This is a genomic window from Streptomyces ficellus (genome assembly GCF_030406405.1).
GTDB classification, from domain to species: Bacteria; Actinomycetota; Actinomycetes; order Streptomycetales; family Streptomycetaceae; genus Streptomyces; species Streptomyces ficellus_B.
In genome coordinates this window covers 14,673-37,744 of record NZ_JAUEPL010000016.1, presented here as the reverse complement: position 1 = coordinate 37,744, position 23,072 = coordinate 14,673, and the positions used below count along the sequence as shown (strand labels likewise).

Below are 23,072 nucleotides of genomic sequence, written 5' to 3'. Positions count from 1 at the left end.
CGTTCCAGCGGGGCCAACATCGGAGCTTCATGCCCAGGTCTTCCGAGTGGACACTGAGGGGCTTGGCGCACGCGCTCCCGGCGGCCCCTGCAGGTAAATGACGAGGATCTTGGCGTCGCTGTTCAGGCGCGGATCGCCCACGACATCAGGTCCAACGCCGGTGTTGGCGCACGACCGAGGACCGCTCCGTTTGCACAGGGAGCGTGTGTGCGATCACCGCGCAGCACGTACAACCATTTCATGCAGCAAGTCCGGTTCCACGAACGGCACTTCCTCGGTCGGCCGCGACCTCCAGTCCAGCGGCCAGGTCAACCCGTCGAGGGCGGGGATGCCGACGAAGGCGCTACTGCGCCCGTCCCGGCTCAGCGCCCGCGCCCCGGCCGGCCACGCGTACGCGGCGGCGGTCCGCGGCGGCAGCAAGAAGTACAGGTTCCGCTCCCCGGTCGCCTCGCGGACGATCGGCCCGGCCCGGAAGTCCGTGAACTCCATGAGCCTGTACGCGACTTCCTCCCCGAGCAGCCCCCCGATCCGTACGGCATCGAAGTGAACGCCCGCATGCCGCAAAGCATGCCCGGACGCGGGAACCCAGGGCGGCACCCTGTCAAGTGAAATGCGCGGATTCATGCGACCAGCTTCGCGGCCCCTGTCTACTGTGACCAGCACCACACACGTTCTGTGACGGGCTGTGCACCTGGGGAGGGCGCGCGTGAACATCGGAAACACCGGAAGCCCCGGCGCCGCGAAGGCCTTCGGCCGGCTGCTGCGCTTCCACCGCGAACGGGCCAAGGTCTCGCAAGAGGCACTGGGCAAGCACACGGGCTACTCCAAGTCCCAAGTGGCCATGATCGAGCGCGGCGAGCGCAGGCCGAGGGGCAACTTCGTCGAACTGGCGGACGAGCTGCTGGGTGCACAAGGTGCACTGCTGGAGGTGGCGGAGGAGCTGACAGCCAGTGGTGTGGCCGCTTGGCTGGAGGACTACCTGGCGGAGGAGTCGAAGGCCGCCACTGTCCACAAATACGAGACGCATGTGATCCCGGGCTTGCTTCAGACGGAGGACTACGCCCGCGCGGTCTTCCGCTGCGCAAGCCCACCGCTGGACGAGGAAGAGATCGAGGCGTCAATTGCGGCGCGGCTGGCCAGACAGACGCTGTTCGAGCGCAAGCCCAAGCCACCCCTCATCAGCTTCGTGCTGGAGAAGGCGGCGCTGACCCGGCCCATTGGAGGACCCGGGGTACTGAAGGCCAACCTCCTGCACATCCTCAACGTGGGACAACTGCGGAACGTCGAAATTCAGGTGATGCCAGAGGACAGACAAACCCATGCTGGTCTCGACGGCCCGTTCATCCTGCTGGAGACCGCCGAGCGCCGAAGCCAACTGGTCTACGTCGAAGGTCAATGTGGTCGCTACTTTCTCAGCGAACAGCCTGACGTAGGTAATGTGTTCGGCCGATATGGCATCCTCCGAGCACAGGCCCTCAACCCGGAAGACTCCGCCAAACTCATCGAACAGGTGGCACACGAGCTATGAGCACCAACCTCAACTGGTTCAAGAGCAGCTACAGCGGCAGCCAGCAGGGCGAGTGCGTCGAGGTCGCCTTCGCCTGGGCCAAGTCGTCCTACAGCGGCGACCAGGGCGGCGACTGCGTCGAGGTAGCCGCCTGCCCCCACACCGTCCACGTCCGCGACTCCAAGGACACCACCCGCCCGGCGCTTACCCTCTCCCCCTCCGCCTGGTCCGCGTTCCTGGACGACCTTGACCTCGACCGCGCTTGAGGTCGTCGGATGGATGACGCGTCCCACGCTGAACCTCTTGCCGCAGGCGACATGGCCTTCCGACCATCAGGAACGGGTGGACCGGTTCCTGGCCCACGCACCCGGACAGCCCAACCTGCTTGCCACATCGCTGAGATGGTCGTCCGGGCTACTCATCGGGACGCGAGTCTGAGGGTCTATCGTGGGCGGCATGTCCGCCCCTGAGCTGATCCGTATCGTCTCGCGCGACTCGCCCATGGCCCTGGCCCAGGTGGAGCGTGTCCGCGCCGAGCTGGCCGCGCTCCACCCGCACATCCGCACAGAGGTCGTCCCGGTGAAGACGACCGGCGACAAGTGGATGGGTGACCTGTCGCAGGTCGAGGGGAAAGGCGCGTTCACCAAGGAAGTCGACGCCGCCCTGCTCGCCGGCGAGGCCGACCTCGCCGTGCACTGCGTCAAGGATGTGCCCGCAGACAGGCCCCTTCCGGCCGGTACGACGTTCGCGGCGTTTCTCAAGCGCGACGACATCCGCGATGCCCTTGTCCACCCCGGTGGGCTCGGCCTGGACCAGTTGCCGTCCGGGACCCGCATCGGTACCTCCTCCGTGCGGCGCGTTGCCCAGCTCGCCGCATCCCACCCGCACCTTCAGTGCGTGCCGTTCCGTGGGAACGCGAACAGGCGCCTGGAAAAGCTGGCAGCCGGTGAGGCGGACGCTCTGCTGCTGGCGGTGTCCGGCCTTGAGCGCATCGGGCGCGCCGACATGATCACCGAGGTGCTGTCGCCCGAGGTGATGATGCCGCCGATCGGTGCGGGGATCCTCGCGCTTCAGTGCCGCCAGGGCGACACGGCGCTCATCGAGACCGTCAGCGACCTCGGTGACCCGGACACCCACCGGGAAGCCACCGCCGAGCGTATGTTCCTGCACGTCCTGCAAGGGCACTGCAACAGCCCCATCGCGGGGTATGCCAAGGCGGAGCGCGGCGGGGAGCTGTCGCTGCGGGCGTGCGTGTTCACCCCGGACGGCAAGACGGTCCTCAACGCGCACGAGTGGGCAGGCCGTCTCGATCCGGCGACCCTCGGTACATCCGTCGCCGTTTCACTTCTGCGTCAGGGGGCCCGCGACCTGATCGACTCCATCGCGCACTGACTGGCCTTTGCGCGTGACCGTGCCCGGTCAGCCGAGTGTGAGCTCCCAGGACGCCGTTTCCCGATAGCCGGCGTCCGGTGGCGTCACTTCCACCGTGACCGGCATTCCCTTCCTGCTGCCGGTCACGCGCACCGGCACGGTGACGCTCTCGTCCTCGGCGAGCGGCGGCAGGAGCTTTTCCCCCGCCTCCAGGTAGTTGAGCCAGTCGATGTCGTCGAGCCGGGTGTCGTCGTCGTAGCGCTGTCCGGCGCGTACGACGAGAGGGGCCGATCCGTGGGCGTAGGTCGAGACGCTGGCGTCGGCGGAGGTGTCGCCCGGGGTCAGTGGCCGGTCCGTCCCATTCTCGTACGTGACGGTGAAGCTGTACGTACGCCCGTCCGGCTCCCGCCGCGGCACGCTGACGGTGACCTTGAGCCCGTCCTCGTACCGCGCGGTGGTGCCAGGCGTCAACGGGCTGTAGGAAGCCCCTCCCTCCAACTGCCCGTAGCCGTCCAGCCCCTTTTCCACCTCGTGGAGTCCCCACAGCCCCAGGGATCCGAGGACGACGAGCACGATCAGCGCCACCGCGCAGCCCTGGGGCCACCGTGATTCCGTTGTGCGGGCGTTGTCCGTGGGTGTCTCGTCCGTCTCCATGCCGGCCAGGCTAGAAAGCGTGGCGCCGGGACTCCTGAGCGGTGCTACCCAGATCCGGCTGAGTACCGGTCGGTTGAGCGGCCCGCTGAAGCGTGGAATACCGCTCGCTGTACGGGAGTTGGAGACGGACAACGCACTCACCGCATCCCCGGGCGGCGGTCGGCGTCACGCCCCTTCGGCGACCTCGCCCGCGAGTCCCAGACCGGAGCAGACATGACCACCGACACGACCCGTGACACGATCCGCGACACGGACCGCTCGTTCCTCTTCGTCCTCGGCAGCTCCCGCCCCGAGGGCAACACCGAGATGCTGGCGCGGGCCGCCGCCGCGCAGTTGCCCGCCGGTATACCGCAGCGTTGGGTGGACCTTGCACAGGTGCCGTTGCCCGACTTCCAGGACGGCCGGCACGAGACGGATACCTGGCCGGTCGGGGAGAACGAGGAAGCGCTGCGGCGGGCCACGCTGGAGGCCACCGACATCGTCATCGCCTCGCCCCTGTACTGGTACACCCTCTCCGCGCAGACCAAGCGCTACCTCGACTACTGGTCGGGCTGGCTGGGCGTGCCCGGCCTGGACTTCCAGGAGCGGATGGCGGGCCGGACCCTGTGGGGCGTGACGGTCATGGCCCACGACGAGGAGGTCGTCGCCGATGGGCTGGTGACCACGCTCCACCACACGGCGGCGTACCTGCGGATGCGCTTCGGCGGGGTGCTGTTCGGCAACGGCTCCCGGCCCGGTCAGGTGCGGGACGACGAGCGCGCGATGATCCGCGCCAAGACCTTCTTCCAGCACGAGGCCCCGCTCGCCCGGTTCCCCTATGAGAAGCCGGCCGAGGAGGGATAGGCGGTGGCCTCTCCCAGGGCCGGGTCACCTGGTGGAGGCCCGGCCAAGCGCTGAAGTACCTGTCAGTACAAGGGCGGACTCTGCCGGAGACATCGACTGGCTCCTGTCGGTTGACTCCACGATCGTTCGGCCACCAGCACGCCGCCGGGGCACGAAAAACCAACGACTGCACCCAGTTCACCGCCGTCATCCAAGGGCTACAGCTCCAAGGCCATCCGGGCCTGGCTCCGGGGGCGTGGCATCGGACACACCATCCCGGAACGGGCTGACCAGATACGCAGCCGACTCCGGGCGCGGCAGCCGGGGCGGACGCTCGCCCGCCTTCGACAAGGAACTCTACAAGCGGCGCAACGTCGTGGAACGGCGCTGCGACCGCTTGAAGCAATGGCGCGGGATCGCTACCCGATACGGCAAGACCGCCGATTCCTACCAAGCATCCGTCACCCTCGCGTCATTGCTGATGTGGGCGTGACAGTCGAAACCACCCTTAGAGAGACTCTCCGGCGTGACGGTCAGTCCGAGAAAGAACTCCGGTAACGGATGCTGAGAACGGCTCTCGTTCGGTGCGCGGCAGCGATACCTCGACCAGTTTGCCGTCGTAGATCATCCAAAGGCCGAAGCAGTCGTCGTCCTCGTCGCGAACGAGGACTTGGACGGAGTGCGGATCCGGCCATGCCAGAGATTCCAGGTGGCTCAGCAACCCGCGCCAGTTGTGGCGGATGAACTGGACAACCCACGCGTAACACTCATCGGACGGCATGCGCGACCCGTCGAACATGCCGTCGTCCACACGCGTGAAGCACTGGTGCCAGTCCCGGTCCTCGTCCGGGCGGGTGAGGGGTTCCATGACCTCTTCAGCCCTTCGCGCCAGGACGATGACCTCTGTGTATCTACTCATCAGCCCATGATGATCGTGCCCCGTTCGAAGGAGACCGAAAAGACGATCACACTTTGACGACAGGTCCTAGGCCCGTCCCACCCATTTCTCAGGCACGAGTGGTACTGGCATCAGGTAGCAGATGAACGCGAGCTGGACCATGATCTGGAACAGCAGGGGCTCAGCCGTGCTGGCCGCCAGGCAGGGAAACGTGAACACCAGCATCGGCGCCACCAACGCGCCCCGGAACCGACCAGGCTCCATGCGCTTGTGCGCGAGGCCCGCGCCGATCGCGAGCAGCAGCGTGGGCGTACCGACGAGCGCCAGCATGCCAAGGCCGACCATCATGACGTGCCCGAAGGATTCCGCCCAGGGCGCCAGCAGGCCGATGATCACCCACGCCACCGCATGGAGGAGGACGTACGTCAGCAGGCAGCGCCCCACTCGTTGCCGGACGCGGGGCATCCCAGCGGAGGACCGCTCTTCCGCGTACTGCATCAACATCCCTTACACACTCGCCGTCCGTCCAGCTCCTGGAACGGGCCCCGTACCGGGCTGGCGGGATCATTTTGCTCGGCGGGTCCACCATCCCGGTGACGCGGGCAGTGCCGTTCTTGAGGGCGGTACGACGGCCCAACGCATCGAAGTCCGTGTGCAGCGACACCCCACGCGCGTCCAGCACGTCCGTGACGCGCTCACCAGTGTCGTACGTCGACTTGGTCCGCCCCTTGTCGGGGTCGTTGGCCTCGATCTGACGGCCGCGGACGTCGTACGTGTACGTCCACTTCACCCCTGACGGATCCGTGACCTCGACGAGCCTCCCGTGCTTGTCGCAGGCGTGCTTGGTGACCTGGAATGCGGTGCGGGCAGGATCCGTCTTCCAGCGCGAGGCCCCGCTCGCCCGGTTCTCCTACGAGGAGTCGGCCGAGCAGCGGGCGTAGCCGCAGAGCCTGACTACCGGCCTAACATCGGATGTATGGCACGAAATCGTGCGCTCTCCCAGAACGGCAGGATTGTGCGACATCCCTTGGGTTTCCCTGAGCCCCGCTAAGTCTCCGTACCCGTGGCCAGGGGGTTGTTCCCCCTTCGGGTGACCTGAGGTCTCATGACGTAACTTCGGGATTCTTGAAGCGTTCTCACTATGTCCGACCGATCCACAGTCGGGCTGAAGGTGAGGGGGCTCGGGTTGGCGGCGCTGGCAGTTGTACGGGACCTGCGTGAGCACTGGACGCCCGCGTCGGCGGAGGAGCTGGAGCGGTTCGAGACCGATGTGCTGTCCGGGTTCGTCCTCGCACGGGCCTCGGCGGGGCTGGCGGACGGCACGATCCGCGGGGACGTCGGTCACCTGGATCAGATCAGGACCTGGTTTGGCCGGCCCTTGTGGGACATGGAGCCCGCTGACGCGGACGTGTACTTCGGGAAGGTTCTGCGGCACTCGCCCAGCGGCACCCGGCTGGGCCGGTCGCAGGCGCTGAGCACGTACTTCATGTTCCTGGAGCTGCGGCACAAGGTCGAGATCCACCGGATGACCGGCCGGGTGGTCGAGTGCCCGATCGACGAGATGAACCGGCCGCGCGGGGCCAAGGACGCCCAGCTGCGGATCCCGCCGAGTGAGCCGGAGATCGAGACGTTGTTCACTGGGTGGGGCGGCGAGCTGGCCACCTGCCGGAAGTTCGCCCCGACCGCCCGGAACTACACCGCCTCGAAGTTGATGTCCCAGGTCGGCCTGCGGGTGAGCGAGGCGTGTGGGCTCGACCTGGACGACATCAAGTGGGACCTGGGCCGCTTCGGCAAGCTCCACGTCCGCCACGGCAAGGGGGCCCGCGGCTCTGGACCGCGCGAGCGGATGATTCCGCTGATCAACGGCGCCGACCGGACACTGCGGTGGTTCATCGAGGACGTGTGGGGCCAGTTCGACGACGATCACACTCGCCCTGGTGCCCCGCTGTTCCCCTCCGAGCGCAAGAACACCGACGGCTCCGCCCGCCGGGTCGGCGACGACGCCCTGCGCAACGGGCTCGACAACGCGGTCCAGGCTCATCTGCCGAGCTGGACGGACAGGTTGACACCGCACGTCCTGCCGCATTTCTGCGCGTCCCAACTCTACGGAAACGGGCCGGACTTGCTCGCAATCCAGGAGGTCTTAGGACATTCCTGGATCGCCACGACCATGCGGTATATCCACGTGCAGCAGACCCGGGTCGAGGACGCCTGGGCCGCCGGGATGGAACGGGCCGCGAAGCGGCTGGAAGGACTGGCCCGATGAGGTGGAACCTGCGGCTGACCGCCGCGAACAAGGGCATCTGGAAGGCTTCCGAGCTCCAGCGGAGCCTGGCCGAGCACGGCCTGGTGATCTCGGCCGGCAAGATGTCCGGGCTGTGGTCCGGCCAGCCGGTCTCGCTCAAGCTGGAGGACCTGGACGTCATCTGCGTGGTCCTCGGCTGCGAGATCGGAGACCTGCTGATCCCCGAACCGGAGAAGGTCCGCCGCCCTGGCCAGGCAGAGGAGACGGAACGGGCCGCGGTCGGCGCGGGAACCGCCGCACCGAAGGTGGTCCCCAAGCGCCGGGACGGCCGGTCGCTCCCGCCGGAGTGATCCGGTGGCACGGTTCCCGAAGGGCTACGTCAAACCCACCGACTCCTGCGACAGCTGCCTGGCCTGGGGAAACTTCAGCGGCCGCCTCTGCCCCACCTGCTACATGTTCGGCCGCGGCCACGACGCGGCCGCATGCATCGGCTGCCGCCGCGTCCAGCCGCTGAAGTGGAACTACTGCCGCCTGTGCTGGTGCCAGGCCCGCCTCAGTGCGAAGGCCGTCGTCGGCCAGCCCACGGACGAGAGGGACGTGCGGGACCGGCTCGCCGCCGTCCGACATCACCAACTGTTCTTCGCCGGGATGCACTACCGCAGAAGACCGACCCCCGCAGCTCGGACGCGCGGAGGACGGCGGGGAGCCCCGCGCAAGCCGCCTCCTGCACCGGCCCGGCGTCCGGATCCCGGCTGGCGGCAGCTACCGCTGTTCGCACAGATCCCCCGTGACTACAGCTGGCTCGCCCTGGCCGACGCCGACCTGGCCAGCCCGTGGCTGGCCTGGGCAAAGTACCTTGCCCACCGGCTCGCCGAGACCCGCGGCTGGGGACGCAACATCCGCTTCGCCGTCAACCGCGGCCTGGCCCTCGTCCTCACCGGCTACGTCGAGGGCGACGTCATCCGGCACACGGAGATCGTCGCCCCGCTGCGGGCCCTGGACCTGCCGGTCGGCCACACCGTCACGGTCCTGGACGAGATGGGGATCTTCGAGGACGACAGCGAACCCTCCTTCGAACACTGGCTCGCCGAGAGGCTGGAGGGTCTCGCACCCGGCATCCGCTCGGAGGCCGAGCGCTGGACCCATATCCTGCGCAACGGCGGCCCCCGCAGCCTCCCGCGACGGGAAGGCACGGTGTGGCTCTACCTCAACCGAGTCCGCCCGGCCCTGCTGGAATGGTCGAACCCCTACGACCACCTGCGGGAAGTTACCCGCGACGACGTCCTCGCCTACATCAAGACACTGCACGGCCACCAGCGCCACGACCAACACGTCGCCCTGCGCTCCCTGTTCTCCTGGGCCAAGCGGAACGGACTGATCTTCCGCAACCCCACCAGCCGGATCAAGGTTGGGCAATACGAGTACGCCGTGCTGCAACCACTCGTCCCCGAACAGGTCGACCGCTCCGTCGCGGCGGCCACCACCCCGGCGACGCGGCTCATCCTCGCCCTCGCGGCGGTCCACGCCGCCCGGGTCGCCCAGATCGCCAACCTCATGCTCGACGACGCGGACCTCGGCAACCGCCGGCTGACCATCGCCGGACGCGTCCGCCCGCTCGACGACCTCACCATGAAGGTGCTGCTGGACTGGCTGGAGCACCGGCGAAACCGGTGGCCGAACACAGCGAACCTCCACCTGCTGATCAACAACCAGACCGCCAACACGACCGGCCGCGCCAGCAACCACTGGATCAGCGCTCCGATGCGCGGACAGGACGCGACCTTGGAGCGGCTCCGCGTCGACCGCCAACTCGAAGAGGCCATGGTCAAAGGCCCCGACCCTCTCCACCTCGCGGAGGTCTTCGGCCTCGACGAGAAGACTGCGATCCGCTACTCGAGCTCCGCTCGCGCTCTCATGGAACGGCCCCTGGAAACCGACCCCGCAACTTCACCACGAACCCACTGATCAACTCCTTGACACTGAGGGCACCGACCTCTCGGGGCCACGCCCAACAGCCTTCAGTTCCGCGAACTCGCGGAGGCGAGGGGTCAGCGGGTGGGTGGGACGAACTCGGGCTGGTCGAGCAGGCGCAGCCAGCTTCCATCAGGCTGGCGCCGGACGACCTGTGCCCGGGCACCGGCCCCGTCCTTCGGAGGAGTCGAGGTGAGGGCGATGTCGCCACTGATCACCGTCGGCAGCGGCTGTTCCTGCTCGAAACGGGGACGGTTGGCCAGCACCTTCTCCCACAGCGCACGAATCGCCTCCCGGCCCACCGTCTGGTCGCCGGGTGGGTAGGCCATCACCGCGCCCTCTTCGTAAAGTGCGGCGACCCCGGCCGCGTCACCGGCGTTGGATCGTTCGACGAACAAGCGGGTGATGTCCTCGGGCCGCATGGCCTTCTCGTACTCCGGCATGAGTTCCTCCTGACGTCGGGCTTCGACGCTTCCCAGCGTGGCCGCCGACTGGCCAGAATTCCAACAGATGAATCTTCTGGAAACTAGAATCTGCAGTCATGGAGCTGAGGCAGCTGGAGTACTTCATCGCGGTCGCCGAGGAGCAGAACTTCACCCGGGCAGCCGAGCGGGTGCACATCAGCCAGTCCGGCGTCAGCGCCCAGATCCGCCAGCTGGAACGGGAACTCGGAGCCGAGCTGTTCGACCGGTCGGCCCGCACCGTCACCCTCACCGTCGCGGGAAAGGCCGCACTCGAACACGCACGCGTCGCAGTAGCCGCCGCTGAGGCAGTCGGCCAGGCGGTGGGCGAGGTGACCGACCTGATCCGGGGGCACATCACCGTCGGGATGGTCATCGGCTGCACCCTCACCCCGCTATTCGACGCCCTCGCCGCGTTCCACCAGGCACATCCCGGTGTGGAGATCTCGCTGCTGGAGGACAGCTCCGACCGGCTCATCAAGGGGGTGCGCACCGGCACCGTCGACCTGGCACTCATCGGGGCAGCAACCGCCACACCCGACGGACTGGACGCGCTGACCATCATCAGCGAGCGGCTCGTCGCGGCAGTCCCGGCCGGGCACCCTTTGGCGAAACAGCGGCGGGTCACCCTGCGCGACCTGATCGCCTACCCGATCGTGTGCATGCCGCCCGGCACCGGCCTGCGCACGGTATTCGACCAGGCCTGCGCCGCACAGAGCCTCCAACCCGCGATCACTCTGCAGGCCAGCGCCGCGGACGCCATTGCCGCCCTCGCCGCCCGCGGGCTCGCCGTCGCCGTCCTCAGCGACTCCATGGCCGCGAGCTACCGCGACCGGCTCACCGCCCGCACCATCGATGATGTCGATACACCCGCATTGCTCGCCCTGATCTGGAAGAACACGTACAGCCCAGGGATGCGAGAACTGCTCGTGCACAGCCGGCAAGTATTCACCAAGCCCGACCCCGCGACTTCACCGCGAACCCACGGGCCTACCCCTGACATCAGGGCGACAGACCCTTGAGTTCGCACCGAAGTGCCTTCAGTTTTTGCGAACTCGCGGGCCTCGGCGGCCTCGGGGAACATCGGTACAGCGGTTGGCGCTGAGAACGATCATGGTCAGGGAGTGAGTGCGCTGACCCGGTTCTCGTACTCTCGGCGGGCCTTGCGCTGTGCCGGGACTGCGGGGAGACCCTGGCCGCCGTCGAGCGGCTGGCAGCGGGCGAGGAGCTGATGGTGCACGGCGGGGACGGCGCTGACGCGCAGGGTGTAGTTCTGGCCGCGCCGTACGGTCACGCCCTGGTCGAGCGCGGCCCGCTCGGCGGGCTCCAGCTCCGCGGTGCGGAGGTAGTCGGCGACCTTGCCCGGCATGTCGAGGGTGACCGGCAACTCCGGGGCGGCCGCGTCCTCCTCGGCGGCGGAGCGGTCGGGCAGGAGGTCGGCGACGGCCGTACGGATCGCGCCGCGGCTGACCCGGTGGTCGCGGGCCAGGGCGGCGATCGAGCGGCCTTCCAGGTACGCCGTGCGGACATCGTCGGTCTTCGCGGCCGCCACGGCGGGGCGTCTTCCGCCCTTGCTGCCCTTGGCCTCGGCGGCGCGCAGTCCGTCGTAGGTCAGCTCGCGCTGCAGGTCGCGCTGGAGTTCGCCGGCGGCGAGGGTCTGCACCATGAACTTCACGGTGGACAGCAGCTCGCCGGTGCGGGGGTGGCGGGCGGTGAGGTCCATCGCGGAGAACGCGCCGTCGTGGATTCGCAGCGCGAGGCGGTCGCGGTGCAGGACGTCGAGCACGTCGAGGATGTGCTGGTTGCCGCGCACGAGGCGGAACATCTCGGAGATGTGCACGGTGTCGCCCGGCCGCGCGTAGGTCAGCAGCTCGCCGAACTTCGGGCGCTGGAGCGGGTGGAGGCGGCTGGAGGTTCCCGGGTCCTCTTCGAAGACGACCGGGTCCTCGATCCCGGCCTCGGCCAGGACGAGGTCCTGCCGGGCGGTGGACTGCTGGTCGGTCGAGACCCGCTTGTAGACCAGGTTCGCCACCGAAGGGCCCCTTCCGTACGGAGGATCGGACCCCATCTGTCGTCAAACCCTGTCAGCAATCACCATCGGATCTGATCGGATTCGCGCCGCCGTGAACCCGGGATTGCACGGGTTCATTGAACGCGTCGGTCGCCTGTCGGCAAACGATCGTTTGTCGACAGGAGGCCGGATGTTGTCCGGCCTCCTGGGGCCATCGGGACGCTACCCGGCTCCCGGGGGCAGGTGGACGGTCATGATCAGGTGGCAGGTCTGAGTGCCCATGCCGCGGTAGGTGTGGGTGGTGTCGGCGTCGAAGGTGGCGGTCTGTCCGGCGGCGACGGTGTAGTCGACGCCGTCGACGACGAGCACCATCTCGCCCCTGGTGACGCTGATGGTCTCGGTCACACCGGCCTGGTGGGGGTGGCTGGGGTATTCCTCGCCGGGTTCCAGTGTCCAGCGCCAGACTTCGGTGGCCGCCGGTCCGCTGGTGGTCAGCATGAGCCGGGCCTCGCTGCCGTGCTCGCCCTTCCACAGGGGCATGACGGTGTCGGCGCTCACTACCCGCACCCGCTGTTCGGGGCGGCCTTCCATCAGGGCGGAGACGGAGGCGCCGAGGGTGTCGGCGAGGCGGACCAGGGTGGCGAAGTTCGGATTGCCCTGCGCTTTCTCCAGGGCGACGAGGGCACCCTTGCTGACCTTGGCCCGGCGGCCGAGTTCGTCCAGGGAAAGTCCGGCGCGGGTGCGGGCCGCACGGACGTTGTGCGCGAGCGTCCGCAGCGCCGCCTCGGTCTCTGTCATCGCTATCACCCCTCCAAGCAGGTGGGTCACTGCACTGGTCCGTGCGGTCGTTCGGTTGGCGACTTACGGTCGGTGCGTTGTACGGTGTAGTCGTTCCATTGATAGTAAGGGATGTACACCTGTGATCGCTCTGCTGCTGGCCCTGGGCAGCTCTCTGGCCTACGGATGCGCCGACTTCCTCGGCGGTCTCGGCGCCCGCAAGGCCCATGTCCTGCGCACCGTGATGATCGCGGCCCCGGCCTCGCTCACCGTCGAGCTGCTGCTGTGGCCCTTCCTCGGCGCCTCCTTCGCCCCCGCCACCCTCGCCTGGGGTGCGGCCTCCGGTGTCGCCTCGGCCGCCGCGTTCGCCCTGCTCTACAAGACCCTGGCGATTGGGCCGATGAACGTGCTGTCCCCGGTCACCGCGCTGGTGTCGGCGATGCTGCCAGTCGGCGTGGGGCTGGTGCAGGGCGAGCACCTGGGTCTGGCCGGGCTGCTCGGCCTGCCGCTGGCGCTGGCCGCCGTGGTGCTGGTCAGCGCCGGGCACGGCGCGAAGTCGGCCCGCCCCTCGCGTACCGCGCTGCTGCTGGCCCTTGGAGCCGGGGCCGCCATCGCCCTGCAACTGGTCTTCCTGCACCAGGCACCCTCCGACAGCGGCGTCGGCCCGCTGATCATCGGACGCGCCGTGTCCTCCGCCGTCACCCTGGCCGCCGCCGGAGTGATGTTCCGGCGCCTGGGCTTGGAGAAGCCCGCGTACGGGATCTCGGCGGCGGCCGGTGTGCTCGACTCGGTGGCCAACCTGCTGTTCCTGCTCGCCGCCCGCAGCGGCGACCTGGCCGTCGTCGCCGTGATCACCGCCCTGTACCCGGCCGGCACCGTCCTGCTCGCCCGCAGCGTCCTGGCCGAACGCATCCACCGGGGCCAGCTGATCGGCCTGGGCACCGCCGCCGTCGCCGTCAGCCTTCTCGCCCTCACCTGAACCACCACCCATACGGAAGGAGCCCGGGATGTTCATCCAGCCCTGGGACGCAGCCCTTGACGACGCTGAATGGCAGACCTGGATCGCGGAGGGCCACGACTTCGGCATCCTGAGCGTCAACGGTCTGCTCGGACACGCGCCGATCGTCGTGCCCACCCATTTCACCGTCGACGGCACGGCCCTGCTCGTGCATCTCGCCCGGCCCAACCCCGTCTGGAAGACGATTGAGGTCGACCCGAACGTCACCTTCACCGTCACCGGCGACTACGCCTTCATCCCGGGCCCCTGGCGCGCCAAGCCCGGCACCGAGCCCACCGACGGCGTTCCCACCAGCTACTACGCCGCCGTCCAGTTCACCTGCCAGGCCACCATCGTCGACGAACCGCAGGCCAAGGCCGAGTTGCTGCGCCGGCAGATGGCCCACTTCCAGCCCGACGGCGACCACGCCCCCATCGACCCCGACCAGCCTCCTTACGGCCGGATGCTGCCCGGCATCCGCGGCCTGCGCCTGGACGTCACCGAGGTCCGCGCGAAGTTCAAGTACGACGACCACAAACCCGCCGAGCAGCGCACCGACACCGCCCGCCGGCTCACCGAACGGGGCACCGCCCTGGACGCACCCACCGCCGCCCAGCAGCTCCGCCGCCTGGACCGCGTCGGCACGTGGAAGTCCTGACCACCCCCGGCCCGCTCACCGAACGGAACTGCTCCCACGATGACCGCCTTCCGCATCAACCCCGACGTCGCCGACGCCTTCCCCGACACCCTCATCGCCGTCGTCACCGCCACCGGCCTGAACGGCCGCGAGCCCTGGCCCCATACCACCGAGGCTCTGGAGGACCTGGAGGCCCAACTCGCCGACGGCACCTGGACCCCCGCCGACGAGAGCGACCCGCGCATCGAGGCGTGGCACACCGCCTACCGCTCATTCGGCACCAATCCCCGCCGCATCCGCCCCAGCGTCGACGCCCTCGGCCGCCGCCTGGCGAAGAAGGGCACCCTGCCTCGGATCAACCCGGCCGTCGACTCCTACAACGCTGTCTCCGTCCGCCACGGCCTGCCCGCCGGAGCCTTCGACCTTGACCACGTCACCGGCGACGCCGAAATCCGCTACGCCGACGGCACCGAGACCTTTACCCCGCTCGGCGAACCCGACACCGTCGAAAACCCCAAGCCCGGCGAGATCATCTACACCGACACCACCGATGTCCTCACCCGCCACTGGAACCACCGGGATGCCCACCGCACCCGCGTCACCGAAAACTCCACCCACGTCGCCTTTGTCCTGGAAACCCTCCACGCCACCCGCGACGGCCACCTCCTGACCACTGCCGCCGACGAATTGCAGGCCCTGCTCACCGAACACTCCGCCCAGAGCACCATCCACTACCTCAGCCCCGCACACCCGCAGGCCACCCTCTGACACCGCGCCCCCTGGCATCCCAGTGGCAGCACAGGCTAAACAGCACCTCGTTCGGGCCTCGGCGCTCACTCCTGGCCACCGCCACCACCGTCATCGTCCTCGTCCAGCTCCAGCGCGTCCGGATCGCGCAGCGGACGCAGGGCGCCGGCGGCCGGGGTCGAGGCGGTGAAGCTGTAGCGGCCGAGCAGGTTCAGGTTGCGGTGCTTGAGCGGGGACAGGCGGGCGATGTCCTCGTCCCGCAGTTCGTGGCCCTCGGCGCGGAGCTGGGCGACGGCGGCGTCGATGTACTTCGTCGTCCAGAGCACGATGGCGTCGAGGACCAGGCCAAGCGCGCCGAGCTGGTCCTCCATACCGTCGCGGTACGCCTGGTGGATCGTGCCGCGCTTGCCGTGGCACACGTCCCTCGCCAGCTTGTGGCGGGACTCCTGCACGGTGAGCTGCCGGTTCATCTGACGCCGGTAGGTGTCGTCCACCGGGTCGACCACCCGCAGCAGGTGCTCGGTCTTGGCGATCCGCCCGTACTCCGCGAACGCCGCCCCGAGCGGCGTGTGGCGACCGTCTCGTCCGAACATCCGCAGCAGGTCGTAGGCGCGGACCTGGTTGGTGACCAGGGAACCGGCGACCTTCAGCATGTCCGGCCAGTGCGTGATCACCTTGTTCAGGTTCACGCGGTTGCGGGCCAGGTCCTCCACCGCGCCGTACGTTCCGGTCTCGACGCCGGGCATCGTGGCCCGCCAGAACCGCTGGTCGTCCAGGTCGCGGAACCGCGGGCTGAAGTTGTAGCCGAGGATCTTGAACAGGCCGAACACCATGTCGGAGTAGGAGGCGTTGTCGGTCGCCACCATCTCCGGCTTCACGCCGCCGTCGAGGTTCAGCAGTGCGTCCAGGATGTGCAGGGAGTCGCGCGGGGTGCCGGGGACGACCATCTGCCCGATGCCCGCGACCTGGTCGTTGACGGCGTTGAGCCAGGTGATGCCGCGCTTGAACCCGAAGTACTTCGGCGACGGGGCGGCGTTGATGGTGCGCACCGGCACCTGGAAGCGCAGCCCGTCGACCGAGGCGAGGAGCCCGTCGCCCCAGTGACGCACGATCGGGATGCCGGCCTGGGCGGCGATGAGAGCTGTGTTCGCCGCGGCGATGGTGTCGGCGCGCAGGTAGTACTGGTCGACGTGCACGAGCCGGGCCCGGGTCAGGGCCTCGTGCCCGGGGGTGACCACGGGGGCCAGGCCGATGTTGCACGCCTCGGAGACCAGCAGCGCGACCATCGAGGTGGGCAGGTCCTTCATCCGGGTGGTGCCGTCGCCGAGGTGGACGAAGGCGTCGAGGAAGCCGGTCCAGGCGTTCACCTCGAACAGCAGGTCTGGCAGGTCGATCTTCGGGAGCATCTTCTCGACCCGCTTGCGGAGCCAGGTCAGGGACTTCGGTTCGCCGAGCGCTCCGAGTTTGTCGACGTTCAGCTTTAGCCGGCCGTCGTCCTGCACCTCGATGGAAACCTTCGCCGCCGGCCCGGCCTCTTCCAGGCGTTCGGCGAGCTGTTTCCATCCGGCGTCCAGACCCCGCACCAGCTCCGCCAGGTGTTCCTGGACGGGCATGTCCAGGCTCAGGGCCGCCAGGATGTCCTCCTCGACCGCGTCCCAGTCGGGCCCGTCCAGCAGGCGGGCGCGCGGGTTGGACCAGCGGTGCGACGGTGCGGCGAAGACGTCGCGGTTGTTCAGGGCCCGGTGCAGCTGCTCCAGCACGCACACCACGTACGCGTCCCGGTCGACCGCGCCCTGCGGCAGGCCGGGGTTGGCGTACACCGCCTTGCGCCACGCGGGCGGCACGAGCTTGTCGTCCACCTCGCGCGGCAGCAGCGGCTTGACCCCTGTCTTCCGCCGGGCCAGCGCCGGCAGGCCGCGCACCCCGGCCAGGACGCGTTTCCCGGCGCTCGCCGCATCCAGCGCCTTCGACTCGCCCAGCAGCGCGAGGAACGGGCGCACAGTGGCGTACCGGTTCGTGAGTGCGGCCCGCGTGGCGATCTCGGCCGAGTTCTCGTCCTCGGGCACCAGCGAGACCACCATGGCCGCGGCGGTCATCACGGCGGCGCGCGGGGCGACCTCCTCCACCGCCGCCCACAGCGCGGCCACGTCCAGGTCCGCCTCCTGCTCCTCGACCAGCTCCAGCTCCTCGAACAGCACCTTCGCCGCCCGCGCGAGCACCCGCGACGCCTTCTCCAGATGCGGCAGCGTTGACAGCCGCTCCTTCTCCGTCTTGCGCTTCGCCGTGTTCAGCAGCCGGGTGGCCATCAGGACCTGGAACAGGTCCAGGGCCTCGTCGATCGCCTTCGCCTCCAGGTGCCGCATCACCGCGGTGAGCATCGCCGTGCGCTTGGGCTCCGACGCCCGCTCCAACAGCGGCGCCTTCGACCCCAGCGCGTACCGAGCCAGCGCCGCCATCCGGTTCGGCGGGATCTGCGACAGCCTCAGCCGCCCGAGCCGGTACGCGCCGATCTCGTCCACCCGCTCCAGCGCGCGGGCGAACGCCGTGCCCGTCGTCCGCGTCGGCGGCCGGCGCAGCCGCTCCAGCTCTGAGAACCGGGAACCCTCCGGCGTCTTCAGCGTCGCCACCGGATCCCCGGGCAGCGCCGGGTCCGCGCGGCGGGCAGCGCCCGCGACCGTGGCGTGCAGCCGCTTCTCCGCGACCTTCCGCACCTCCGACACCTGCCGGGCCAGCACCGACACCCCGGGCAACAGGACCCGGTTGCGGCGCAGCCAGCCCACCGCGTGGTCGAACAGCGCCTTCGGGCCCTCGGCGTGCGTCCACGCCCGACCGTGCAGGAACGTACGGAACCGTCGGGACCACTCCGCATCGTCGTACTCGTGGTACTCGTAGGCGTCCCGGATCTCCCACGCGTGCTCGTACGCCGTCTTCGGCCGCTCGGTGTACCGCTTCACCACCGACGCGTCCTCGATACCGAGCTGCGCGGCCAGGTGCTCGACCACCGGCCACGGCGCATCCAGCGGGTCGTCCGGGAGGAACCGGCCGATGTAGCGCACGGTGCACATCTGGAGCGCGAAGCCGAGCTGGTGGTGCGCGGAGCGTCGCCGGGCGATCAGATCGCGGTCGACGTCGTCCAGGAAGAAAAACCGCTCCAGCTCGGGACGGGTCGGCTCCTCGGCGAACTTCCCGTACGCCTCGGCCTGCTCATCAGTCAGAAACTCCACTGGCACGAGCGGACCATAGCCAGCCCCGCCACCCGCCCAGCGATCTTTCCGCAAACCCCAGCGGAGCCCCCAACCCGTGTGCTAGCCAACCATGATCGTTCTCAGCGCCAACCGCTGTACCGATGTTCCCCGAGGCCGGATGAGCCCCAGGGGCAGCGTTCTCTGGGCGCTGCTCCCGCTGCTCACCCTGGGCATCGGGGCGACGTTCGTCCTGGGGTGGGCGGCCTACCGGCTGCGGTCACGCTGGCTCGCCCTCGGCGCCGCTGCGGCGCTGGTCGTGACCATCGTCGCTTTTTCGCTCCTCGGCTCGCCACCCGACTCCGGGCGGGAAACCACGGCAGGCTTTCTGATCATCGCGCTCATCGGAGGCGGCCTCGCGATCACGTTCACCATCCGTGGTCGGCTGGTCGATCCCCGCCGTATTCCCTTGGGCGCCCCTGCGGCCGACCCCGCTGCCGGGCGGCCCATCGGCGGCTGGGCGGCGGCACGTCAAGGCGGCGGGGACCGGGCCGTCGAGGAAGCCTTGGAGCGCAGACGGAGACGGCTCGAAGCGCGGCGCCTGCTCGAACAGGACCCCGCCCTCGCGCGTGAATTGCGGATCGGCCGCCCCGACCTGCCCCGGCGGTTCGACGACGGCGGCCTGGTGGACGTCAACCACGTCCCGGCCGCGGTCCTCGCGGGTCTCCCGGGGTTCACCCCGGAGATGGCCGAACATGTCGTGCGGGTCCGCGACGAACGCCACGGGTTCGCCTATCCGCAGGAGCTGGAGGTCTTCGCGGACCTCCCCGACGGCTTGGCGGACGAGCTCTCCGAACGGCTGATCTTCCTTCGATAGCGACCGCCCCGGCGGGGCGTGGCGAGTTCTCGCCACCGGGCGTGTCGGTCACTGTGCGTATCGTTGTACAAGGCGGCTGCATGCCATCACGCGGCAGCGGGGAGGAGCGCCACGATGGCCGTCGTAGAGACCGACAGGGCCGACATGGCCGAGAGCGGCGACGAGCGGACCCTGGACGAGATGTTCGAGGCGCTCGAGCGGATGGGCGTCCCCGAGGGTTACAAGGCCGAGATCGTCGGGGGGCACATCTTCATGTGGCCGCAGCGGGACACGCATTGGGACATCATCCTGGACATCATTGAGCAGCTGAGGGCCAAGCATCCGAGGCAGCGGGTCAAGTCCGACGTCCGCATTGATTACCCGGGCCACCTCAACGGCTTCGCGACCGACGTCACCCTCATCGCCGAGGGTGCCACCAAGGACGACAAGGGCCTGTGGCACCACGAGGACGTCGCATTCGTCGCCGAGGTCATCTCCCGCAGCACCGGCATGAACGACTACGGGCGCAAGAAGGCCGCCTACGCCGCCGCCAAGGTGCCCGTCTACCTCATCGTCGACCCCTACACCGGCAGGTGCGTCCTCCACACGCACCCCAAGGGCGAGGACTACACCGTGGACGCCCGGTTCGACTTCGGGGAGCCGATCGACCTGACCGAGACGCCGGCCGGGATCGTCCTCGACACCTCGGACTTCCCCCGGGGCTGACGCACTGCCCCGCGCCGGGCGCTCTTGCTTCGAGTGCGCTCCAAGGCGTTGGCTGTACGGTCATGAAGTACACGCAGCTCGGACGCACCGGACTCAAGGTCAGCCGACTTGTCCTCGGCACGATGAACTTCGGGCCCCAGACCGACGAAGCCGGCAGCCACGCCATCATGAACGCCGCGATCGACGCGGGCATCAATTTCTTCGACACCGCCAATGTCTACGGCTGGGGCGAGAACAAGGGCCGTACGGAGGAGATCATCGGCTCCTGGTTCGCCCGTGGCGGCGACCGGCGCGACAAGGTCGTCCTCGGTACCAAGGTGTACGGGAACATGGCGCCCGACGGGAACCTGTGGCCCAACCACGACCGGCTCTCCGCCGTGAACATCCGGCGGTCCGTCGAGGCCAGCCTCAAGCGCCTCAACACCGACTACATCGACCTCTACCAGTTCCACCACATCGACCGGCACACGCCCTTCGACGAGATCTGGCAGGCCATCGACGTACTGATCCAGCAAGGGAAGATCCTGTACGCCGGGTCCTCCAACTTCCCCGGATACAAGATCGCCCAGGCGAACGAGACCGCCGCCCGGCGCGGCATGCTCGGGCTGGTCAGCGAGCAGTGCCTCTACAACCTGGCCGAGCGCCGCGCCGAGATGGAGGTCATCCCGGCCGCCCAGGACTACGGCCTCGGCGTCATCCCCTGGTCGCCGCTGCACGGCGGGCTGCTCGGCGGGGTGATCAAGAAGGAGACCGAGGGCGCGCGGCGCACCACGGGCCGCTCGGCCGACGCCCTCGCCAACACCGACGTACGCCTCCAGATCCAGGCGTACGAGGACCTCCTCGACAAGCACGGGCTCAAGCCGGGCGAAGTGGCCCTGGCATGGCTGCTCAGCCGGCCCGGCGTGACCGGGCCGATCGTCGGGCCGCGCACCGCCGACCAGCTCGACTCCGCGCTGCGGGCGGTGGAGCTGGACCTCTCGGCCGAGGTGCTGACGGAGCTGGACGCGATCTTCCCGGGGCCGGGGCCGTCCCCGGAAGCCTTCGCCTGGTAGCCGTAGCAGTAGCAGTAGCAGTAGCAGTAGCAGTAGCTGCGGCTGTAGCAGTAGCGGTAGCCGTCGTGGAACCCGGGTAGGACCGCCGGGCGGCCGCGGCTCGGTCAGCCGAGCGCGGCCGCCAAGGCGATGATCACGAACATCAGCACAAGTACACCGGCCATGATCCGGTTACGCGTCTTCGGGTCCACCCTTCGAGGTTAGCTCGCCCGCCCGAGCGGCCAGGACCCGACCGTCTCGTACCGCGGGCCCTCCCCCGCCACGCCGCTCCGGGGGAGGTTGCTGCGTACGAGGGTGAGCTCGGCCACCTGCCAGCGGGTGCCCTCGAAACGCTCCAGCTCGGCGACGTACGGGCGCAGGTCGGTGTCCGCGCGGCCGCGCGCCAGCGTCAGGTGGGCCTGGTAGCGGCGGTGCTCGTCCATGAGGATGCCCGACCGGCGGGCGGCCGCGTCCGCGCGTTCGGCCAGCAGCCGCAGCTCGTCCAGCCCGCCCGCGGCGCCCGCCCACAGGGCCCGCCGCCCGAACCGGCCGCCGCCGTGGAGGCGCAGCGGGAAGGACGGCGTCCGGTGCGCGGCGCGCGCCAGCCGGCCCCGCAGTTCCGGCAGCACCCGCTCGTCCACCTCCCCCATGAACGCGAGCGTGAAGTGCCACCCCTCAGGCCCGGTCCAGCGCAGCTCGTCGGCGCCCGGGAGGGCTCTCAATCCGTCGACGGCGGCGGCGAGTTCGTCGACGGCCACACGGCTCGGCAGCACGGCAGCGAAAAGCCTCATGCCGCCGAGGTTACGCCGCCACCGGCAGCGGCTACGCCGCCGTCGTCAGCTGCTCGCGCTGTACGAAGCGCACATGCGGGTGCCCACGGCGCAGGTCGACCTTCAGGCGCAGGCCGCCCACGCGGGCCAGGATCAGGCCGATCACCACGGCGGCGGCGAGCGAGACCGCGCCGCCCGTGGCGAAGCCCACGCGGGCGCCGTAGGTGTCGGTGATCCAGCCCAGCAGGGGCGCGCCCACCGGCGTACCGCCGACGAACACCATCATGTAGAGGCTCATCACGCGTCCCCGCATCACCGGGTCGGTCGCGAGCTGGACCGACGAGTTAGCGGTGACGTTGACCGTCAGGCCGAACATGCCGATCGGGACCAGCAGCAGCGCGAAGAGCCAGAAGGACGGCGAGAGCGCCGCCGCGATCTCCAGCACGCCGAACGCCACCGCGCCGCCGACCAGCAGCCGCAGCCGCGAGGCGCCGCGCCGGGCGGCCAGCAGGGCGCCGACGAGCGAGCCGACGGCCATCAGGGTGTTGAGGAAGCCGTACGTACCCGCTCCGACGTGGAAGACCTCGTCGGAGAAGGCGGTCAGCCAGATCGGGAAGTTGAAGCCGAAGGTGCCGACGAAGCCGACCAGCGCGATCGGCCAGATCAGGTCGGGCCGCCCGGCGACATAGCGCAGCCCTTCGCGCAGCTGCCCCTTGCCGCGCGGCGCCCGCTCCACCTTGTGCAGCTCGCCGGTGCGCATCAGCAGCAGGGCGGTCAGCGGGGCGAGGAAGGACAGGCCGTTGACCAGGAACGCCCAGCCGCTGCCGATCGAGGCGATCAGCGCGCCCGCGACGGCGGGGCCGATGAGCCGGGCCGACTGGAAGTTGGCGGAGTTGAGGCTGACGGCGTTGCGCAGTTGGCCCGGGCCGACCATCTCGGAGACGAAGGACTGCCGGGCCGGGTTGTCGAGGACCGTGACCATGCCGAGCAGGAACGCGATCAGGTAGACGTGCCAGACCTGGATGTGACCGGAGAGGGTCAGGACGGCGAGGGCCAGGCCGCACAGGCCGAGGGCTCCCTGGCTGAGCAGCAGCAGGCGCCGTTTGGGGTAGCGGTCGGCGATGACACCGCCGTACAGGCCGAAGAGCAGCATCGGCAGGAACTGGAGCGCCGTGGTGATGCCGACGGCCGCGGCGGAGCCGGTGAGACTGAGGACCAGCCAGTCCTGGGTGATCCTGGCCATCCAGGTGCCGGTGTTGGAGACGATGGCCCCGGTGAAGAAGAGCCGGTAGTTGCGGACCTTGAGCGAGGAGAAGGTCCCCTTGCCCGCCGAGGTCGCGGTCGTGCTGGTGTTGTCGTGGTTGTGTGCGGGTGCGGAGTGTGCTCCGTGTCCCGTACTCAAAAGCGTC

24 protein-coding genes and 1 pseudogene are annotated in these 23,072 nt (G+C 69.2%); 15 read left to right on the top strand and 10 right to left on the bottom strand.

The annotated features are described in order from the left end of the window. Positions 1 to 213: 213 nt before the first annotated feature. On the bottom strand, positions 214 to 624 hold the full coding sequence (locus QWM81_RS13280) for a hypothetical protein (protein ID WP_290112046.1): 411 nt from the start codon (positions 622 to 624) through the stop codon (positions 214 to 216). A gap of 82 nt (positions 625 to 706) precedes the next feature. Here QWM81_RS13280 and QWM81_RS13275 point away from each other — a divergent pair, with 82 nt between their 5' ends. The 3 genes from QWM81_RS13275 (at position 707) to hemC (ending at position 2,899) form a co-directional block, all read left to right on the top strand. Next, the gene (locus QWM81_RS13275; protein ID WP_290112045.1) at positions 707 to 1,528 is read left to right on the top strand and encodes a helix-turn-helix domain-containing protein; all 822 of its coding nucleotides are present in this window, start codon (positions 707 to 709) and stop codon (positions 1,526 to 1,528) included. Beyond that, positions 1,525 to 1,773 (top strand): DUF397 domain-containing protein, encoded by a 249-nt coding sequence (locus QWM81_RS13270; RefSeq protein ID WP_290112044.1) that lies wholly within the window; start codon positions 1,525 to 1,527, stop codon positions 1,771 to 1,773. Before QWM81_RS13275 ends, QWM81_RS13270 begins: the two co-directional genes overlap by 4 nt. 190 nt (positions 1,774 to 1,963) lie before the next feature. Next, on the top strand, positions 1,964 to 2,899 hold the full coding sequence (gene hemC / locus QWM81_RS13265; RefSeq protein ID WP_290112043.1) for a hydroxymethylbilane synthase: 936 nt from the start codon (positions 1,964 to 1,966) through the stop codon (positions 2,897 to 2,899). Positions 2,900 to 2,926: 27 nt separating this feature from the next. On the opposite strand, the gene QWM81_RS13260 is transcribed toward hemC, so the two are convergent. Beyond that, on the bottom strand, positions 2,927 to 3,532 hold the full coding sequence (locus QWM81_RS13260) for a hypothetical protein (protein WP_290112042.1): 606 nt from the start codon (positions 3,530 to 3,532) through the stop codon (positions 2,927 to 2,929). A 213-nt stretch (positions 3,533 to 3,745) separates the two neighbouring features. Here QWM81_RS13260 and QWM81_RS13255 point away from each other — a divergent pair, with 213 nt between their 5' ends. After that, entirely contained in the window at positions 3,746 to 4,375 is a 630-nt protein-coding gene (locus QWM81_RS13255; RefSeq protein WP_290112041.1) for a flavodoxin family protein, read from the top strand. A gap of 192 nt (positions 4,376 to 4,567) precedes the next feature. Continuing rightward, positions 4,568 to 4,847: pseudogene (locus QWM81_RS13250) on the top strand (transposase); the annotation flags it as partial. A 15-nt stretch (positions 4,848 to 4,862) separates the two neighbouring features. Here QWM81_RS13250 and QWM81_RS13245 read toward each other — a convergent pair. Beyond that, on the bottom strand, positions 4,863 to 5,273 hold the full coding sequence (locus QWM81_RS13245; protein ID WP_290112040.1) for a hypothetical protein: 411 nt from the start codon (positions 5,271 to 5,273) through the stop codon (positions 4,863 to 4,865). A gap of 66 nt (positions 5,274 to 5,339) precedes the next feature. Further along, entirely contained in the window at positions 5,340 to 5,648 is a 309-nt protein-coding gene (locus QWM81_RS13240; protein WP_290112039.1) for a hypothetical protein, read from the bottom strand. A 745-nt stretch (positions 5,649 to 6,393) separates the two neighbouring features. On the opposite strand from QWM81_RS13240, the gene QWM81_RS13230 reads away from it, so the two are divergent. From QWM81_RS13230 to QWM81_RS13220, 3 genes are read left to right on the top strand one after another with little or no spacing between them, the layout of a single operon-like run. Further along, on the top strand, positions 6,394 to 7,518 hold the full coding sequence (locus QWM81_RS13230) for a tyrosine-type recombinase/integrase (protein WP_290112038.1): 1,125 nt from the start codon (positions 6,394 to 6,396) through the stop codon (positions 7,516 to 7,518). Beyond that, positions 7,515 to 7,847, top strand: coding sequence for a helix-turn-helix domain-containing protein (locus QWM81_RS13225; protein ID WP_290112037.1), 333 nt, complete (start codon positions 7,515 to 7,517; stop codon positions 7,845 to 7,847). The genes QWM81_RS13230 and QWM81_RS13225 overlap by 4 nt, the downstream gene beginning before the upstream one ends. Positions 7,848 to 7,851: 4 nt before the next feature. After that, entirely contained in the window at positions 7,852 to 9,462 is a 1,611-nt protein-coding gene (locus tag QWM81_RS13220) for a tyrosine-type recombinase/integrase (protein ID WP_290112036.1), read from the top strand. 83 nt (positions 9,463 to 9,545) lie between these two features. Here the strand turns inward: QWM81_RS13220 and QWM81_RS13215 are convergent, their stop codons facing one another. Further along, a complete protein-coding gene (locus QWM81_RS13215; RefSeq protein ID WP_290112035.1) occupies positions 9,546 to 9,911 on the bottom strand; it encodes a YybH family protein in 366 nt (121 codons plus the stop codon). 98 nt (positions 9,912 to 10,009) lie between these two features. Between QWM81_RS13215 and QWM81_RS13210 the strand changes: the two genes are divergently transcribed. After that, on the top strand, positions 10,010 to 10,951 hold the full coding sequence (locus QWM81_RS13210) for a LysR family transcriptional regulator (RefSeq protein ID WP_290112034.1): 942 nt from the start codon (positions 10,010 to 10,012) through the stop codon (positions 10,949 to 10,951). A gap of 95 nt (positions 10,952 to 11,046) precedes the next feature. On the opposite strand, the gene QWM81_RS13205 is transcribed toward QWM81_RS13210, so the two are convergent. Both QWM81_RS13205 and QWM81_RS13200 read right to left on the bottom strand, forming a co-directional pair. Next, on the bottom strand, positions 11,047 to 11,961 hold the full coding sequence (locus QWM81_RS13205; protein ID WP_290112033.1) for a recombinase family protein: 915 nt from the start codon (positions 11,959 to 11,961) through the stop codon (positions 11,047 to 11,049). A gap of 201 nt (positions 11,962 to 12,162) precedes the next feature. Then, a complete protein-coding gene (locus tag QWM81_RS13200) occupies positions 12,163 to 12,738 on the bottom strand; it encodes a helix-turn-helix domain-containing protein (protein ID WP_290112032.1) in 576 nt (191 codons plus the stop codon). Positions 12,739 to 12,859: 121 nt separating this feature from the next. Here QWM81_RS13200 and QWM81_RS13195 point away from each other — a divergent pair, with 121 nt between their 5' ends. The 3 genes from QWM81_RS13195 to QWM81_RS13185 are packed head-to-tail and all read left to right on the top strand — an operon-like array spanning position 12,860 to position 15,119. Further along, complete coding sequence (locus QWM81_RS13195) at positions 12,860 to 13,696, top strand: EamA family transporter (RefSeq protein WP_290112031.1); 837 nt, start codon at positions 12,860 to 12,862, stop codon at positions 13,694 to 13,696. 28 nt (positions 13,697 to 13,724) lie between these two features. Beyond that, positions 13,725 to 14,372 carry an FMN-binding negative transcriptional regulator gene (locus QWM81_RS13190; protein ID WP_290112030.1) on the top strand — a complete coding sequence of 216 codons (648 nt, stop codon included), beginning with the start codon at positions 13,725 to 13,727 and terminating at the stop codon, positions 14,370 to 14,372. Positions 14,373 to 14,411: 39 nt separating this feature from the next. After that, positions 14,412 to 15,119 (top strand): B3/B4 domain-containing protein, encoded by a 708-nt coding sequence (locus QWM81_RS13185; protein ID WP_290112029.1) that lies wholly within the window; start codon positions 14,412 to 14,414, stop codon positions 15,117 to 15,119. 65 nt (positions 15,120 to 15,184) lie between these two features. Here QWM81_RS13185 and QWM81_RS13180 read toward each other — a convergent pair whose 3' ends face one another. Next, complete coding sequence (locus QWM81_RS13180) at positions 15,185 to 18,328, bottom strand: Tn3 family transposase (RefSeq protein ID WP_290112028.1); 3,144 nt, start codon at positions 18,326 to 18,328, stop codon at positions 15,185 to 15,187. 133 nt (positions 18,329 to 18,461) lie between these two features. Here QWM81_RS13180 and QWM81_RS13175 point away from each other — a divergent pair, with 133 nt between their 5' ends. From QWM81_RS13175 to QWM81_RS13165, 3 genes are all read left to right on the top strand, one after another. Continuing rightward, positions 18,462 to 19,157 (top strand): helix-hairpin-helix domain-containing protein, encoded by a 696-nt coding sequence (locus QWM81_RS13175; protein WP_290112027.1) that lies wholly within the window; start codon positions 18,462 to 18,464, stop codon positions 19,155 to 19,157. A 114-nt stretch (positions 19,158 to 19,271) separates the two neighbouring features. After that, positions 19,272 to 19,862, top strand: a complete 591-nt coding sequence (locus QWM81_RS13170; protein ID WP_290112026.1) for a Uma2 family endonuclease — start codon at positions 19,272 to 19,274, stop codon at positions 19,860 to 19,862. A 62-nt stretch (positions 19,863 to 19,924) separates the two neighbouring features. Next, entirely contained in the window at positions 19,925 to 20,914 is a 990-nt protein-coding gene (locus QWM81_RS13165; protein ID WP_290112025.1) for an aldo/keto reductase, read from the top strand. A 200-nt stretch (positions 20,915 to 21,114) separates the two neighbouring features. Here QWM81_RS13165 and thpR read toward each other — a convergent pair whose 3' ends face one another. Beyond that, entirely contained in the window at positions 21,115 to 21,684 is a 570-nt protein-coding gene (gene thpR / locus QWM81_RS13160; RefSeq protein ID WP_290112024.1) for an RNA 2',3'-cyclic phosphodiesterase, read from the bottom strand. Positions 21,685 to 21,715: 31 nt separating this feature from the next. After that, positions 21,716 to 23,065, bottom strand: coding sequence for an MFS transporter (locus QWM81_RS13155; protein WP_290112023.1), 1,350 nt, complete (start codon positions 23,063 to 23,065; stop codon positions 21,716 to 21,718). Between the last annotated feature and the right edge of the window lie 7 nt (positions 23,066 to 23,072).